Source organism: Enterobacter sp. Taxon_2, from assembly GCF_058355295.1.
In genome coordinates, this window is record NZ_CM178024.1 from 1 (window position 1) to 15,785 (window position 15,785).

General features: G+C 57.4%; 14 protein-coding genes. 12 read left to right on the forward strand and 2 right to left on the reverse strand.

Features of this window, described 5'->3' with window-relative positions; all coding sequences use genetic code 11:
• The 4 genes from dnaA to gyrB are packed head-to-tail and all read left to right on the forward strand — an operon-like array spanning position 1 to position 6,013.
• Positions 1 to 1,395, forward strand: coding sequence for a chromosomal replication initiator protein DnaA (gene dnaA / locus AC4IC4_RS00005; RefSeq protein ID WP_491471932.1), 1,395 nt, complete (start codon positions 1 to 3; stop codon positions 1,393 to 1,395).
• Positions 1,396 to 1,399: 4 nt separating this feature from the next.
• Positions 1,400 to 2,500, forward strand: a complete 1,101-nt coding sequence (gene dnaN, locus AC4IC4_RS00010) for a DNA polymerase III subunit beta (RefSeq protein ID WP_008500170.1) — start codon at positions 1,400 to 1,402, stop codon at positions 2,498 to 2,500.
• On the forward strand, positions 2,500 to 3,573 hold the full coding sequence (recF, locus tag AC4IC4_RS00015) for a DNA replication/repair protein RecF (protein WP_032648574.1): 1,074 nt from the start codon (positions 2,500 to 2,502) through the stop codon (positions 3,571 to 3,573). Before dnaN ends, recF begins: the two co-directional genes overlap by 1 nt.
• A gap of 28 nt (positions 3,574 to 3,601) precedes the next feature.
• Positions 3,602 to 6,013, forward strand: a complete 2,412-nt coding sequence (gene gyrB, locus AC4IC4_RS00020; RefSeq protein WP_024907871.1) for a DNA topoisomerase (ATP-hydrolyzing) subunit B — start codon at positions 3,602 to 3,604, stop codon at positions 6,011 to 6,013.
• A 34-nt stretch (positions 6,014 to 6,047) separates the two neighbouring features.
• Here gyrB and AC4IC4_RS00025 read toward each other — a convergent pair whose 3' ends face one another.
• Complete coding sequence (locus AC4IC4_RS00025; RefSeq protein ID WP_491471933.1) at positions 6,048 to 6,983, reverse strand: LysR family transcriptional regulator; 936 nt, start codon at positions 6,981 to 6,983, stop codon at positions 6,048 to 6,050.
• Positions 6,984 to 7,093: 110 nt separating this feature from the next.
• Between AC4IC4_RS00025 and AC4IC4_RS00030 the strand changes: the two genes are divergently transcribed.
• The 8 genes from AC4IC4_RS00030 (at position 7,094) to AC4IC4_RS00065 (ending at position 15,275) form a co-directional block, all read left to right on the forward strand.
• A complete protein-coding gene (locus tag AC4IC4_RS00030) occupies positions 7,094 to 8,119 on the forward strand; it encodes a zinc-dependent alcohol dehydrogenase family protein (RefSeq protein WP_491471934.1) in 1,026 nt (341 codons plus the stop codon).
• A 114-nt stretch (positions 8,120 to 8,233) separates the two neighbouring features.
• A complete protein-coding gene (yidA, locus tag AC4IC4_RS00035; RefSeq protein ID WP_023309809.1) occupies positions 8,234 to 9,046 on the forward strand; it encodes a sugar-phosphatase in 813 nt (270 codons plus the stop codon).
• 226 nt (positions 9,047 to 9,272) lie between these two features.
• On the forward strand, positions 9,273 to 9,962 hold the full coding sequence (gene dgoR / locus AC4IC4_RS00040; protein WP_003861109.1) for a D-galactonate utilization transcriptional regulator DgoR: 690 nt from the start codon (positions 9,273 to 9,275) through the stop codon (positions 9,960 to 9,962).
• The gene (locus AC4IC4_RS00045; RefSeq protein WP_491471935.1) at positions 9,959 to 10,837 is read left to right on the forward strand and encodes a 2-dehydro-3-deoxygalactonokinase; all 879 of its coding nucleotides are present in this window, start codon (positions 9,959 to 9,961) and stop codon (positions 10,835 to 10,837) included. The genes dgoR and AC4IC4_RS00045 overlap by 4 nt, the downstream gene beginning before the upstream one ends.
• The gene (locus tag AC4IC4_RS00050; RefSeq protein ID WP_491471936.1) at positions 10,821 to 11,438 is read left to right on the forward strand and encodes a 2-dehydro-3-deoxy-6-phosphogalactonate aldolase; all 618 of its coding nucleotides are present in this window, start codon (positions 10,821 to 10,823) and stop codon (positions 11,436 to 11,438) included. Before AC4IC4_RS00045 ends, AC4IC4_RS00050 begins: the two co-directional genes overlap by 17 nt.
• Positions 11,435 to 12,583 carry a galactonate dehydratase gene (gene dgoD / locus AC4IC4_RS00055; protein ID WP_024907394.1) on the forward strand — a complete coding sequence of 383 codons (1,149 nt, stop codon included), beginning with the start codon at positions 11,435 to 11,437 and terminating at the stop codon, positions 12,581 to 12,583. Before AC4IC4_RS00050 ends, dgoD begins: the two co-directional genes overlap by 4 nt.
• A gap of 73 nt (positions 12,584 to 12,656) precedes the next feature.
• Positions 12,657 to 13,994, forward strand: a complete 1,338-nt coding sequence (locus AC4IC4_RS00060; protein ID WP_080350511.1) for an MFS transporter — start codon at positions 12,657 to 12,659, stop codon at positions 13,992 to 13,994.
• Between the two features lie 51 nt (positions 13,995 to 14,045).
• Complete coding sequence (locus AC4IC4_RS00065; protein WP_491471937.1) at positions 14,046 to 15,275, forward strand: YidR family protein; 1,230 nt, start codon at positions 14,046 to 14,048, stop codon at positions 15,273 to 15,275.
• Here AC4IC4_RS00065 and AC4IC4_RS00070 read toward each other — a convergent pair.
• Positions 15,272 to 15,604: a YceK/YidQ family lipoprotein gene (locus AC4IC4_RS00070; RefSeq protein WP_024907391.1), complete on the reverse strand. Its 333-nt coding sequence runs from the start codon at positions 15,602 to 15,604 to the stop codon at positions 15,272 to 15,274. The two genes, AC4IC4_RS00065 and AC4IC4_RS00070, sit on opposite strands and share 4 nt — an antisense overlap.
• Positions 15,605 to 15,785: the final 181 nt, after the last annotated feature.

Genomic DNA, 15,785 nt, shown 5'->3' on the forward strand with positions numbered 1-15,785 from the left:
GTGTCACTTTCGCTTTGGCAGCAGTGTCTTGCCCGATTGCAGGATGAGTTACCAGCCACAGAATTCAGTATGTGGATCCGCCCGTTGCAGGCGGAACTGAGCGATAACACGCTGGCTTTGTATGCGCCAAACCGTTTTGTGCTCGATTGGGTAAGGGACAAGTACCTTAATAACATCAATGGACTGCTGAACGATTTCTGCGGGTCAGATGCCCCACAGCTGCGCTTTGAAGTGGGTACAAAGCCGGTCACCCAAACCGTTCGTGAAACCGTGAACGTCGCAGCGCCTGCTCAGGCCGCTCCTGCTCCGGCCCCTCGCGTCGTCCCCGCTCGTCAGGGCTGGGATAATGTTCCCGCACCGGCTGAGCCAACCTACCGCTCTAACGTTAACGTGAAACACACGTTCGATAACTTCGTTGAAGGTAAGTCGAACCAGCTGGCGCGCGCGGCGGCTCGCCAGGTTGCTGATAACCCCGGTGGGGCCTACAACCCGCTGTTCCTTTATGGCGGCACGGGTCTGGGTAAAACGCACCTGCTGCATGCGGTGGGCAACGGCATTATGGCGCGCAAGCCCAATGCCAAAGTGGTGTATATGCACTCCGAGCGCTTCGTTCAGGACATGGTAAAAGCCCTGCAAAACAATGCGATCGAAGAGTTTAAACGCTACTATCGTTCCGTTGACGCGCTGCTGATCGATGACATTCAGTTCTTTGCCAATAAAGAACGATCGCAGGAAGAATTTTTCCACACCTTCAATGCCCTGCTGGAAGGTAATCAGCAGATCATTTTGACCTCGGATCGCTATCCAAAAGAGATCAACGGCGTTGAAGATCGTCTGAAATCCCGCTTCGGCTGGGGCCTGACCGTGGCGATCGAGCCACCGGAGCTGGAAACCCGCGTCGCGATCCTGATGAAGAAAGCCGATGAAAACGACATTCGCCTGCCGGGCGAAGTGGCGTTCTTCATTGCCAAGCGTCTGCGCTCCAACGTGCGTGAGCTGGAGGGGGCACTGAACCGCGTTATCGCCAATGCCAACTTCACCGGTCGTGCGATCACCATCGATTTTGTGCGTGAAGCGCTGCGCGATTTGCTGGCATTGCAGGAAAAACTGGTCACTATCGACAATATTCAAAAGACAGTGGCTGAGTACTACAAGATCAAAGTGGCAGATTTACTGTCTAAACGTCGTTCCCGCTCGGTGGCGCGTCCGCGTCAGATGGCGATGGCGCTGGCAAAGGAGTTAACCAACCACAGTCTGCCGGAAATCGGGGATGCGTTTGGTGGCCGTGACCATACGACCGTGTTGCACGCTTGTCGCAAGATTGAGCAGTTACGCGAAGAAAGCCACGACATAAAAGAAGATTTTTCCAATCTAATCAGAACATTATCATCGTGACGCTATGAAATTTACCGTTGAACGTGAACATTTATTAAAACCGCTGCAACAGGTGAGTGGCCCATTAGGTGGCCGCCCAACGCTGCCTATTCTCGGAAACCTGCTGCTTCAGGTCGCGGACGGTACGCTGTCGCTGACCGGTACAGATCTGGAAATGGAAATGATCGCGCGCGTTACGCTGACGCAGCCGCACGACGCGGGCGCGACCACGGTTCCGGCACGTAAATTCTTTGATATCTGCCGCGGGCTGCCGGAAGGCGCTGAAATCGCCGTGCAGCTGGAAGGCGACCGTATGCTGGTGCGCTCTGGCCGCAGCCGTTTCTCGCTCTCCACGCTGCCTGCTGCGGACTTCCCGAACCTGGACGACTGGCAGAGCGAAGTTGAATTCACTCTGCCACAGGCGACGATGAAGCGTCTGATTGAAGCCACGCAGTTCTCCATGGCGCATCAGGACGTTCGTTACTACTTAAACGGCATGCTGTTCGAAACCGAAGGTGAAGAGCTGCGTACCGTGGCCACCGACGGCCACCGTCTGGCGGTCTGTTCTATGCCGATTGGCGATTCACTGCCAAACCATTCGGTGATCGTGCCGCGTAAAGGGGTGATTGAGCTGATGCGTATGCTCGACGGTGGCGACACGCCGCTGCGCGTGCAGATCGGCAGCAATAACATCCGCGCCCACGTGGGCGATTTTGTCTTCACATCGAAGCTGGTTGACGGTCGTTTCCCGGATTATCGCCGCGTATTGCCGAAGAACCCGGACAAAACGCTGGAAGCAGGCTGCGACAGCCTCAAGCAGGCCTTTGCCCGTGCCGCGATCCTCTCTAACGAGAAATTCCGCGGCGTGCGCCTGTACGTGAGTGAAAACCAGATCAAAATCACCGCTAACAACCCGGAGCAGGAAGAGGCAGAAGAGATTCTGGACGTCACCTACGCCGGGGCTGAGATGGAAATCGGCTTCAACGTCAGCTACGTGCTGGATGTGCTGAACGCGCTGAAATGCGAGAACGTGCGCATCCTGCTGACCGACTCCGTTTCGAGCGTACAGATTGAAGATGCCGCATCACAGTCGGCTGCCTATGTTGTCATGCCAATGAGACTGTAATGTCGCTCACCCGTCTGTTGATCCGCGACTTTCGCAATATCGAAAGCGCGGATCTCGCTTTATCCCCTGGCTTTAACTTCCTGGTTGGCGCGAACGGCAGCGGCAAAACCAGCGTGCTTGAGGCCATCTATACGCTCGGCCATGGCCGGGCGTTTCGCAGTTTGCAGATTGGTCGCGTCATCCGCCACGAACAGGAATCTTTTGTTCTGCACGGGCGTTTGCAGGGGGCGGAGCGGGAAACCGCCATCGGCCTGACCAAAGACAAGCAGGGCGACAGTAAGGTGCGCATCGACGGTACCGACGGCCATAAGGTGGCGGAGCTGGCGCTGCTGATGCCAATGCAGCTGATAACGCCGGAGGGGTTTACTTTACTCAACGGCGGCCCCAAATACAGAAGAGCGTTCCTCGACTGGGGATGCTTTCACAACGAAGCCGGATTTTTTAACGCCTGGAGCAACCTGAAGCGTCTGCTCAAGCAGCGTAACGCCGCGCTGCGCCAGGTGACGCGCTACGCTCAGCTGCGTCCGTGGGACATGGAGTTAATTCCTCTTGCGGAACAGATCAGCCGCTGGCGTGCCGAATACAGCGCAGGTATCGCCGAAGACATGGCCGACACCTGCAAACAGTTTTTACCCGAATTCTCTCTCACCTTCTCCTTCCAGCGCGGCTGGGAGAAAGAGACGGATTATGCCGAGGTGTTAGAGAGAAACTTCGAGCGCGACCGCATGTTGACCTACACCGCGCACGGCCCGCACAAGGCGGATTTCCGCATTCGTGCCGACGGCGCGCCGGTGGAAGACACGCTGTCGCGCGGGCAGCTCAAGCTCCTGATGTGTGCGCTACGTCTGGCACAGGGGGAGTTTCTCACCCGCGAGAGCGGGCGGCGCTGCCTGTACCTGATAGATGATTTTGCCTCGGAACTTGACGACGCGCGGCGCGGGCTGCTTGCCAGCCGCTTAAAAGCCACGCAGTCGCAGGTTTTCGTCAGCGCCATTAGCGCTGAACACGTTATAGACATGTCGGACGAAAATTCGAAGATGTTTACCGTGGAAAAGGGTAAAATAACGGATTAACCCAAGTTGAAATGAGCGAGAAACGTTGATGTCGAATTCTTATGACTCCTCCAGTATCAAAGTCCTGAAAGGGCTGGATGCGGTGCGTAAGCGCCCGGGTATGTATATCGGCGACACGGATGACGGCACCGGTCTGCACCACATGGTATTCGAGGTGGTAGATAACGCTATCGACGAAGCGCTCGCGGGTCACTGTAAAGACATCGTGGTCACCATCCATGCGGATAACTCCGTCTCCGTCACCGATGACGGTCGTGGCATACCAACCGGTATTCACCCGGAAGAGGGCGTCTCCGCGGCGGAAGTGATCATGACCGTCCTGCACGCAGGCGGTAAGTTCGACGATAACTCCTATAAAGTATCCGGCGGCCTGCACGGCGTAGGTGTTTCGGTAGTAAACGCCCTGTCGCAGAAGCTGGAGCTGGTTATCCAGCGCGAAGGCAAAATCCACCGTCAGCTCTATACGCACGGCGTGCCGCAGGCACCGCTGGCCGTTACGGGCGACACCGACAAAACCGGTACCATGGTGCGTTTCTGGCCGAGCCTCGAAACCTTCACCAACGTCACCGAGTTCGAGTACGACATCCTGGCGAAACGCCTGCGTGAACTGTCGTTCCTGAACTCCGGCGTCTCGATTCGCCTGCGCGACAAGCGTGACAACAAAGAAGACCACTTTCACTACGAAGGCGGTATCAAGGCGTTCGTTGAGTATCTGAACAAGAACAAAACGCCTATTCACCCGAATATCTTCTACTTCTCCACCGAAAAAGACGGTATCGGCGTGGAAGTGGCGCTGCAGTGGAACGACGGTTTCCAGGAAAACATCTACTGCTTCACCAACAACATTCCACAGCGTGACGGTGGTACTCACCTTGCAGGCTTCCGTGCGGCGATGACCCGTACCCTGAACGCCTACATGGACAAAGAAGGCTACAGCAAGAAAGCGAAAGTCAGCGCCACCGGTGACGATGCCCGTGAAGGCCTGATTGCCGTTGTCTCCGTGAAGGTGCCGGATCCGAAGTTCTCCTCACAGACCAAAGACAAGCTGGTCTCTTCTGAGGTGAAATCAGCGGTTGAGCAGCAGATGAACGAACTGCTGAGCGAATACCTGCTGGAAAACCCGTCCGACGCGAAAATCGTGGTGGGCAAAATTATCGATGCGGCGCGTGCCCGTGAAGCGGCGCGTAAAGCCCGTGAAATGACCCGTCGTAAAGGCGCGCTGGACTTAGCCGGCCTGCCGGGCAAGCTGGCTGACTGCCAGGAACGCGACCCGGCGCTGTCCGAACTGTACCTCGTGGAAGGGGACTCCGCGGGCGGCTCTGCGAAGCAGGGCCGTAACCGTAAGAACCAGGCTATCCTGCCGCTGAAGGGTAAAATCCTCAACGTTGAGAAAGCCCGTTTCGACAAGATGCTCTCTTCTCAGGAAGTGGCGACGCTAATCACCGCGCTGGGCTGCGGCATTGGCCGTGACGAGTACAACCCGGACAAACTGCGCTACCACAGCATCATCATCATGACCGATGCGGACGTCGACGGCTCGCACATTCGTACGCTGCTGTTGACCTTCTTCTATCGTCAGATGCCTGAAATCGTTGAACGTGGCCACGTCTACATTGCCCAGCCGCCGCTGTACAAAGTGAAGAAAGGCAAGCAGGAACAGTACATCAAAGACGATGAAGCGATGGATCAGTACCAAATCGCAATTGCGCTTGATGGCGCGACCCTGCACGCAAACTCGCACGCCCCTGCGCTGGCCGGTGAGCCGCTGGAGCGTCTGGTGTCCGAGTTCAACGCCACGCAGAAAATGATCACGCGTATGGAACGCCGTTATCCGAAAACGCTGCTGAAGGAGCTGGTTTATCAGCCAACCCTGACCGAAGCCGATCTGAGCGACGAGCAGACCGTGACCCGCTGGGTGAACGCTCTGGTGACCGATCTGAACGAGAAAGAGCAGCACGGCAGCCAGTGGAAATGCGATGTTCAGCAGAACGCCGATAAGCAGTTCGAGCCTATTATTCGCGTGCGCACCCACGGCGTTGATACCGACTACCCGCTGGAGCACGAGTTTGTCACCGGTCCGGAATACCGTCGTATCTGCACGCTCGGCGAGACGCTGCGCGACCTGATCGAAGACGATGCGTTCATCGAACGTGGCGAACGTCGTCAGCCGGTAGCCAGCTTCGAGCAGGCGCTGGACTGGCTGGTGAAAGAGTCCCGTCGTGGCCTCGCGATCCAGCGCTATAAAGGTCTGGGCGAAATGAACCCGGAGCAGCTGTGGGAAACCACCATGGATCCGGAAAGCCGCCGCATGCTGCGTGTCACTGTTAAAGACGCGATTGCTGCAGACCAGCTGTTCACGACCCTGATGGGTGATGCGGTTGAACCACGTCGTGCCTTCATCGAAGAGAACGCCCTGAAAGCGGCAAATATCGATATTTAATCGGTTTGAAACCGCACGATAACTGGCCGCGCTTTTAGCGCGGCTTTTTTATGGGCGCAGGCATATTCAGCGACATTGCGGACGGTAAACGGCTCGCCAGCGTATCTATCGCCATTCTTACCCTCAGCGGCAGATGCGGCGTCTGCTGCCACACCGCATGAACGTCGAAATGCACGTCCGGTGCCTGCTTCAGGAGCGGGACGAGTTTACCCTGGTGAATATCTTTAACGACCATCCAGCAGGGCAGCCATGCAATGCCGTGTCCGGCCAGCGCAGCGTCGCAGATCGCCTGCAAATCATCCATATTAAGTGATGACCGGGGAGTAAAGGTGTGCGACGTTCCTTCGTTATCCATCAACTGCCAGGACAGCACTCTGCCTGCGCGCAGATAGTTAATCGCCGTATGCTGGGGTAAATCAGCTACGCTTTGCGGTTGGCCTTTCTTCTGCAGATAATCCGGCGCGGCGCATAGCACCATGCGGTGTTCTCCCAGCCTTCTGGCGACCAGCACGCTGCTGTCCTGAAGCGTGCCGTTACGCACCGCCATATCAAACCCTTCCTCGACGAGATCCACCACCCGGTCGCTGAATGACATTTCCAGTTCAAGCCCGGGGTGTTCCTGCGCCAGCGCTATCAGCAGCGGGGCGACACACTGGCGACCAAACAGCACCGGCATGGCAACGCGCAGGCGGCCACTGACCTGCTGTTTCCCTGTTTCAAGCAGCGATTCCGCGCCCCGAATCTCCTCCAGCGCGCGCAGGCAGCGTTCATAAAAAAGAGCGCCGTTATCGGTCAGCCTCTGGCTACGGGTGGTGCGGTGAAAAAGACGTACCCCCAGCCGCTCTTCAAGGCGAGCGATGCTTTTCCCTACCGCCGAGCGTGACAAATGCAGGCGAATTGCGGCCTGAGCGAAACTTCCCGCCTCAACGGCGGCCACAAAAACAGGAATATCCTTCAGCGTATCGGTCATGGATTGTATCGATTATGGCGTCAATAAAGAGAAAACTTATCGCCACTGGTGACCTTTAGTCAACGGTAGACTGTCAGGACTAAAGCTCATCTGATGGCAGGAGAAATAAAATGACAGAGACAATGCAACGCTGGTCCATGGACGCCCTCGGGCGCGAGAACCTCAAGCTGACTCAGGCACCCGCTCCACAGCCAGGCCCGGGTGAAGTGCGCGTGCGGGTGAATGCCGTTGCGCTTAACTATCGCGATAAAATGGTTGTTGAAGGCACAATGCCAATCCCGCTTTCCTTCCCGTTTACCCCGGCGTCTGACATGGCGGGCGTCGTAGACTGCGTGGGTGAAGGCGTCACGCGCTTCCAGCCCGGCGCTCGCGTTATCTCAACCTTCTTCCCGGAATGGATCGACGGTAAACCGCAGGCGGACGCGCGCAATTTGCCCTATAAAACATCCGGCGGATACTTCCAGGGAATGCTGGCCGAGTATGTGATTGTGAAGGAAGACGCGCTGGTGGCCTCCCCGGAGACCCTGGATGACGCCGAGGCCAGTACCTTACCCTGCGCAGGGCTTACCGCCTGGTTCGCGCTGGTGGAACGCGGACAGCTGCGCCCCGGGCAATCGGTCCTGGTGCAGGGCACGGGCGGGGTGGCGATTTTCGCCCTGCAAATTGCAAAAGCGCACGGCGCAGAGGTATTTGTCACGTCCGGGAGCGATGAAAAGCTGGCGCTCGCCAAAAAACTGGGGGCCAGCCAGGGCATCAACCGCCTGAAAGGCGACTGGGCTGAAAATACGCTGGCGCTCACGCAGGATCGCGGCATCGACCATATTATTGAAACCGTGGGGGGAGAGAACCTGAAGCACTCCCTGCGTGCCGTTGCCGTTCACGGACGTATCTCCGTTATTGGCGTGCTGGCCGGGACGGAGATTACCCTCTCTGCTGGCGAGCTGTTGCTGAAATCCCCCGTCATTCAGGGGATCGGCGTGGGACACCGCCGGGCGCTGGAAGATTTCGTCCGCGCTGTTGACGTCACCGGACTGAAACCCGTGATTGAGCATCGCTACCGTTTTAACGAGCTTGAACAGGCGTTTGAACATCTCGATCGCGGCGCGTTCGGTAAAATCGTTCTCACCCGCGAGTAGGTCTTTGTTCTCCGGGATAAGCGTAAAAGGGGGCTTTTGTTGCGCAATGTAGCTCTATTTTTGTGTGCTTAATCGCGTTAGCATGAGGCAGCACTCATTTATCCCGGGGAACTCATGGCTATCAAACTTATTGCAATCGATATGGACGGCACGCTGTTGCTGCCAGACCACACTATCTCTCCAGCCGTTAAGAACGCGATCGCTGCGGCACGCGCAAAGGGCGTGAATGTGGTCCTGACCACGGGGCGTCCGTATGCGGGCGTGCACAGCTACCTGAAAGAGCTGCACATGAATCAGCCTGGCGACTACTGCATCACCTATAACGGTGCGCTGGTGCAAAAAGCCGCGGATGGCAGTACGGTTGCGCAAACCGCGCTGAGCTACGATGACTATCTGTTCCTGGAAAAACTGTCCCGGGAAGTGGGGTCCCACTTCCACGCCCTCGATCGCAATACGCTTTACACCGCCAACCGTGATATCAGCTACTACACGGTGCATGAATCCTACGTTGCGACCATTCCGCTGGTGTTCTGTGAAGCGGAGAAAATGGACCCTGCCACCCAGTTCCTGAAAGTGATGATGATCGACGAGCCGGAGATCCTGGATAAAGCGATTGCACGCATTCCGGCCGAGGTGAAAGAGAAATACACCGTGCTGAAAAGTGCGCCGTACTTCCTCGAAATCCTTGATAAACGCGTCAATAAAGGCACCGGTGTGAAATCGCTCGCTGATGCGCTGGGGATTAAACAGGAAGAGATCATGGCGCTGGGCGACCAGGAAAACGACATCGCGATGATTGAATTCGCGGGCATGGGCGTGGCGATGGATAACGCCATTCCGTCGGTGAAAGAAGTGGCCAACTTCGTGACCAAATCCAACCTGGAAGACGGCGTTGCCTACGCGATCGAGAAGTTTGTGCTGCAGTAACGCTTATTTCTAATCATCGGCCTCGGTTATCAACCGGGGCTTTTTTTTGCGCTGAATTTATCGAATTGTTCTTTTTGTGATCTTGATTGTAGTACAACAATTATTAATTGTACTACATTTTCACTACAGCAAAGTCGAACGCCCTCACGTTTGTACTGCAAAAGTGAGGTGAAATTCAGCGGTCGCGGTAAAGTAGTGATGGACATACAGAGCACAAGGACTCTCCATGACTCTCAATAAAACCGATCGCATCGTCATTACGCTGGGTACCCAGATTGTGGGTGGCAAATACGTTCCCGGTTCGCCGCTGCCTGCAGAGGCCGAACTGTGTGAGGAGTTTGAAACCTCGCGCAACATCATCCGGGAAGTCTTCCGCTCGCTGATGGCGAAGCGGCTGATTGAAATGAAGCGCTATCGCGGCGCGTTTGTTGCCCCGCGCAATCAGTGGAACTACCTCGATACCGACGTACTGCAGTGGGTGCTGGAAAACGATTACGACCCAAGGCTTATCGGTGCGATGAGCGAAGTCCGAAACCTGGTTGAACCGGCCATCGCCCGCTGGGCGGCGGAGCGCGCAACCTCTGGCGATTTGGCGCAGATTGAGTCGGCTTTAAACGACATGATCGCCAATAACCAGAACCGGGAGGCGTTTAACGAGGCGGATATTCGCTACCACGAAGCGGTGCTGCAGTCGGTGCATAACCCGGTATTACAGCAGCTTAGCGTGGCGATCAGCTCGCTACAGCGAGCAGTATTTGAACGTACCTGGATGGGCGATGAGGCCAACATGCCGAAAACGCTCCAGGAACATAAAGCGCTGTTCGATGCGATACGGCATCAGGACGGCGATGCGGCAGAGCAGGCGGCGCTTACCATGATTGCCAGCTCGACACGAAGGCTGAAGGAAATCACATGACATCTCGCTACATCGCAATTGACTGGGGATCGACCAATCTGCGCGCCTGGCTGTACCAGGGCGAGCAATGCCTGGAGAGCAGGCAATCAGAAGCAGGCGTGACGCGCCTGAACGGTAAATCCCCCGAGGCGGTGTTAGCAGAGGTCACACAAAACTGGCGCGATAGCGCCACGCCGGTGGTCATGGCGGGAATGGTCGGCAGCAACGTTGGCTGGAAGATAGCGCCTTATCTACCGGTTCCTGCCCATTTCTCCGCGATTGGCGAGCAGTTAACGTCCGTTGGCGACAATATCTGGATTATTCCCGGTTTGTGCGTCTCTCGCGACGATAACCACAACGTGATGCGCGGCGAAGAGACGCAGCTGCTTGGCGCGCGCACGCTTTCTCCTTCTTCTGTCTACGTCATGCCCGGAACGCACTGCAAGTGGGTCCAGGCCGACGCTGAGCAAATCCACGATTTTCGCACCGTGATGACCGGCGAGCTGCACCATTTGCTGCTCAATCATTCACTGGTGGGAGCCGGTTTGCCGGAGCAGGAAGCCTCGTCAGAGGCGTTTGCTGCCGGGCTTGAACGTGGGATCGCTTCTCCTGATGTTTTGCCGCAGCTTTTTGAGGTTCGCGCCTCGCACGTGCTGGGAAATCTCCCGCGCGAGCAGGTCAGCGAGTTTCTCTCCGGCCTGCTGATTGGCGCAGAGGTCGCCAGCATGCGTGATTTCGTCGCGCACGGGCAGGCCATCACCCTTGTCGCTGGCACATCGCTAACGTCGCGCTATGAGCAGGCGTTTCGCGCCGTTGGACGTAACGTTTCAACGGTATCCGGCGACACGGCATTTCAGGCAGGAATAAGGAGCATCGCTCATGCAGTGGCAAACTGATCTTCCCCTTATCGCGATTTTGCGCGGCATCACGCCCGACGAGGCGTTAGCCCACGTCGGCGCGGTTATCGACGCCGGGTTCGACGCTGTGGAAATCCCGCTTAACTCTCCGGAGTGGGAAAAAAGCATTCCGGCCGTGGTGGAGTCCTTCGGCGATAGGGCGCTGATTGGCGCAGGCACCGTGTTACGGCCTGAGCAGGTAGATCGGCTGGCAAAGATGGGCTGTAAGCTTATCGTCACGCCCAACATTCAGCCTGAGGTGATCCGCCGCGCGGTGGGTTACGGCATGACCGTCTGCCCTGGATGCGCCACCGCCACGGAAGCCTTTACTGCTCTGGACGCGGGCGCACAGTCGCTCAAAATTTTCCCGTCATCGGCTTTTGGAGCGGACTACATCAAAGCGCTGAAAGCGGTATTACCCGCCAGCGTGCCGGTCTTTGCCGTGGGCGGCGTAACGCCAGAAAACCTGGGCCAGTGGATGAGCGCGGGCTGTGTGGGCGCGGGGCTGGGCAGCGATCTGTATCGCGCCGGTCAGTCCGTGGAACGTACCGCACAGCAGGCGGCAGCATTTGTGAAAGCGTATCGAGAGGCAGTGAAATGAAAATAACCAAACTCACCACGTACCGTTTACCCCCGCGCTGGATGTTCCTGAAAATCGAAACCGATGAAGGGGTCGTGGGCTGGGGCGAACCGGTAATTGAAGGACGTGCGCGCACCGTAGAAGCCGCGGTGCACGAGCTGGGGGAATACCTGATTGGCCAGGATCCGGCTCGCATCAACGACCTGTGGCAGGTGATGTACCGCGCGGGCTTCTACCGCGGGGGGCCGATCCTGATGAGCGCCATCGCCGGTATCGACCAGGCGCTGTGGGATATCAAAGGCAAAGTGCTGAACGCGCCGGTCTGGCAGCTGATGGGCGGCCTGGTGCGCGACAAAATTAAAGCCTACAGCTGGGTCGGCGGCGACCGTCCTGCGGAAGTGATCGACGGCATCACGCAACTGCGCAACATCGGTTTTGACACCTTCAAACTCAACGGCTGCGAAGAGATGGGCGTTATCGACAACTCGCGCGCGGTGGATCGCGCGGTGAATACTGTCGCGCAAATCCGTGAAGCCTTCGGCAACGAGATCGAATTTGGCCTGGACTTTCATGGCCGCGTTAGCGCGCCGATGGCCAAAGTGCTGATCAAAGAGCTGGAGCCGTATCGTCCGCTGTTTATCGAAGAGCCGGTGCTGGCCGAACAGGCCGAGTACTATCCGAAACTGGCTGAACAGACGCACATTCCCATCGCAGCGGGTGAACGCATGTTCTCGCGCTTCGAGTTTAAACGCGTGCTGGAAGCGGGCGGCATTGCCATCCTGCAGCCGGACCTCTCTCACGCGGGCGGCATCACCGAATGCTACAAAATTGCCGGGATGGCCGAAGCCTACGATGTGGCGCTGGCGCCGCACTGTCCGCTTGGACCGATTGCGCTGGCGGCCTGCCTGCACGTCGACTTTGTCTCCCGCAACGCGGTGTTCCAGGAACAGAGCATGGGGATTCACTATAACAAGGGCGCGGAACTGCTCGATTTTGTGAAAAATAAAGAAGACTTCAGCATGGAAGGCGGTTTCTTTAAACCGTTAACGAAGCCGGGCCTTGGCGTTGAGATTGATGAAGCCAAAGTCATTGAGCTGAGTAAACATGCGCCGGACTGGCGTAATCCACTGTGGCGTCATGAAGACGGTTCCGTAGCCGAGTGGTAACTCTCCGGCTGGCGCTTCGCCACCGGGCAAAAATCGTTAATACAAAAATATAACCCTCTGTAAATTACAGGGCATGGTGAGCGGCTTCGCTATGCCCAAAATCTGGAGACAGATTGCGATGGATATTCCAGTTACCGCTACAAAAACCGGGCGTCGCCGCTACCTGACGCTGATTATGATCTTTATTACCGTGGTCATTTGCTATGTCGACCGCGCCAACCTTGCCGTGGCATCGGCCCATATTCAGGAAGAGTTTGGCATCACCAAAGCGGAAATGGGTTACGTCTTCTCGGCGTTTGCCTGGCTGTATACGCTCTGCCAGATCCCCGGCGGCTGGTTCCTTGACCGCGTGGGTTCACGTCTGACCTACTTTATCGCCATTTTCGGTTGGTCCGTGGCGACCCTTTTCCAGGGCTTCGCGACCGGGCTGATGTCGCTGATTGGCCTGCGCGCCATTACCGGGGTTTTCGAAGCGCCCGCGTTTCCGACCAATAACCGCATGGTGACCAGCTGGTTCCCGGAACACGAGCGCGCTTCCGCCGTTGGCTTTTACACCTCCGGGCAGTTTGTTGGTCTGGCGTTCCTGACGCCGCTGCTGATTTGGATTCAGGAGCTGCTGAGCTGGCACTGGGTGTTCATCGTCACAGGGGGGATTGGCATTATCTGGTCGCTGATCTGGTTCAAGGTCTACCAGCCGCCGCGTCTGACCAAAAGCATCACCAAAGCCGAGCTGGACTACATCCGCGACGGCGGTGGCCTGGTGGACGGTGATGCGCCGGTGAAAAAAGAGGCGCGCCAGCCGCTGACCAAAGCGGACTGGAAGCTGGTCTTCCACCGTAAGCTGGTGGGCGTTTATCTGGGCCAGTTCGCGGTGACCTCCACGCTGTGGTTCTTCCTGACCTGGTTCCCGAACTATCTGACCCAGGAAAAGGGCATCACGGCGCTGAAGGCGGGCTTTATGACCACCGTGCCGTTCCTCGCGGCGTTTTTCGGCGTACTGCTCTCCGGCTGGCTGGCCGATAAGCTGGTGAAAAAAGGCTATTCGCTGGGCGTGGCGCGTAAAACGCCGATTATCTGCGGGCTGCTGATCTCCACCTGCATCATGGGCGCCAACTACACCAACGATCCGGTGTGGATTATGGCCCTGATGGCGGTGGCGTTCTTCGGTAACGGTTTCGCCTCTATCACCTGGTCGCTGGTGTCTTCCCTCGCGCCGATGCGGCTGATTGGCCTGACCGGCGGCGTGTTCAACTTTGTCGGCGGGCTGGGTGGGATCACCGTACCGCTGGTCATCGGCTACCTGGCGCAGGACTACGGCTTCGGCCCGGCGCTGGTCTATATCTCTGCCGTGGCGCTGATCGGCGCGCTTTCCTACATCCTGCTGGTGGGTGATGTGAAACGAGTAGGCTAATCCCTGCGGATGTTTTACCCTGATGCACTCACCGTGCATCAGGGTATCCTCATGAAACAAATCACCTTCGCTTCCCGCAACCACCAGCTGACCAACATCAATACCTGGACGCCAGACAGCCAGTGGCTGGTCTATGACGTGCGCCCGTCCGGTGCATCGTTCACCGGTGAAACCATTGAGCGGGTCAACGTCGCGACGGGTGAGGTGGAGGTGATCTATCGCGCCACCGATGGCGCGCACGTTGGCGTGGTGACCGTTCATCCTGCACAGGACAAATACGTCTTTATCCACGGCCCGAAAAACCCGGATGCAGACTGGCACTATGATTTTCATCATCGTCAGGGAGTCATTGCCTGTAACGGTCAGGTGAGCAATCTTGACGCGATGAATATCACTGCGCCCTACACCGCAGGCGCGCTGCGCGGCGGCAGCCACGTCCATGTCTTCAGCCCGAATGGCCGGCTCGTCAGCTTTACCTATAACGACCATGTCCTGCACGAGCGCGATCCGAAGCTCGATTTACGCAACGTCGGCGTGGCGGCGCCTTACGGCCCGGTGAACCCGCAGGGGAACCATCCCCGCGAATACCCGGGCGCTTACTGGAGCGTGCTGGTCAGCCGCACGACGCCCGACCCGCAGCCGGGCAGCGACGAGATTAACCGCGCCTATGAAGAGGGCTGGGTGGGCAACACCAGGCTGGCGTTTATCGGCGATACCCTCTCTGCGCAGGGCGAAAAAGTCCCGGAACTGTTTATCGTCGACCTGCCGGAAGACGAGCAGGGCTGGAAGCGTGCGGGCGATGCGCCGCTGCAGGGCACGGCAGAGACCCTGCCAGCTCCGCCTGCCGGGGTGATGCAGCGTCGTCTGACCTTTACGCATCAGAGGGCCTATCCGGGCCTGGTGAACGTGCCGCGTCACTGGGTTCGCAGCAACCCGCAGGGGACGCAGCTCGCGTTTCTGATGCGCGACGATAACGGCATTGTGCAGCTGTGGCTGATCTCGCTTGAGGGCGGTGAGCCTCGGCAGCTGACGCGTAACGGGAGCGATATTCAGTCTGCGTTTAACTGGCATCCGGCGGGTGACCGACTGGGATTTGTGCTCGAAAACCGGATCGCCTGCTGCGACGCGCAGACCGGAGAGGTGACGTTTTTGACGTCCGATCACGGCAATCCGCCGTCTGCTGATGCCGTCGTGTTTTCCCCGGACGGGCGCTTTATTGCGTGGATGGAAGAGACAGGGGGTTTCCGTCAACTTTGGTTAACGGAAACCGCGCAGAACTAGCGTGGAGGCATCTCTGCGGGCGGGATAACGGCGTTTGTCGCCAGATTCTCCTGCTCGCTTTTTTCTACCCGTGAGCGCACGGAGTTGTCCTTACGAAACATATCCCACGGCAGCAAAAGCGTATCCGCCACGGCCGTAAACGGCATATCCAGGATAACCAGGGATTTGGTGCCCCAGTTTGTATCGTCATCGGAGATCATCGCCGCGCTGGCGCGCGTCCCCGGATATGTTCCTTCTTTACCGCCGGTGTGAGACATCACGCTCGAACACCCGCAAAGTAAAACAACCCCGCTGAACGTCGTCAGCTTTATCAGAACATTTTTCATCATCACTCAGTCATCGTTAATGGCACTGCATAGACCTGCAACTCAGGGTTATAACGAGCCTTAACCAAAATGGATAGCCCGATAACCCCGCACTGTGGCAGCCATCGCAATTTAACCCTTTGTGCTGTTGTCCCAGTCTAAGCGAGATGCAGGAAAGTGCAAAAAAAAGTGCAGTCGTCGCGCT

Bases quoted from the DNA above. Each gene is read 5' to 3' on its own strand.
- dnaN (WP_008500170.1), top strand. From the start codon at position 1,400: ATGAAATTTACCGTTGAACGTGAACATTTATTAAAACCGCTGCAACAG.
- recF (WP_032648574.1), top strand. From the start codon at position 2,500: ATGTCGCTCACCCGTCTGTTGATCCGCGACTTTCGCAATATCGAAAGC.
- gyrB (WP_024907871.1), top strand. From the start codon at position 3,602: ATGTCGAATTCTTATGACTCCTCCAGTATCAAAGTCCTGAAAGGGCTG.
- AC4IC4_RS00025 (WP_491471933.1), bottom strand. From the start codon at position 6,983: ATGACCGATACGCTGAAGGATATTCCTGTTTTTGTGGCCGCCGTTGAG.
- AC4IC4_RS00030 (WP_491471934.1), top strand. From the start codon at position 7,094: ATGACAGAGACAATGCAACGCTGGTCCATGGACGCCCTCGGGCGCGAG.
- yidA (WP_023309809.1), top strand. From the start codon at position 8,234: ATGGCTATCAAACTTATTGCAATCGATATGGACGGCACGCTGTTGCTG.
- dgoR (WP_003861109.1), top strand. From the start codon at position 9,273: ATGACTCTCAATAAAACCGATCGCATCGTCATTACGCTGGGTACCCAG.
- AC4IC4_RS00045 (WP_491471935.1), top strand. From the start codon at position 9,959: ATGACATCTCGCTACATCGCAATTGACTGGGGATCGACCAATCTGCGC.
- AC4IC4_RS00050 (WP_491471936.1), top strand. From the start codon at position 10,821: ATGCAGTGGCAAACTGATCTTCCCCTTATCGCGATTTTGCGCGGCATC.
- dgoD (WP_024907394.1), top strand. From the start codon at position 11,435: ATGAAAATAACCAAACTCACCACGTACCGTTTACCCCCGCGCTGGATG.
- AC4IC4_RS00060 (WP_080350511.1), top strand. From the start codon at position 12,657: ATGGTGAGCGGCTTCGCTATGCCCAAAATCTGGAGACAGATTGCGATG.
- AC4IC4_RS00065 (WP_491471937.1), top strand. From the start codon at position 14,046: ATGAAACAAATCACCTTCGCTTCCCGCAACCACCAGCTGACCAACATC.
- AC4IC4_RS00070 (WP_024907391.1), bottom strand. From the start codon at position 15,604: ATGATGAAAAATGTTCTGATAAAGCTGACGACGTTCAGCGGGGTTGTT.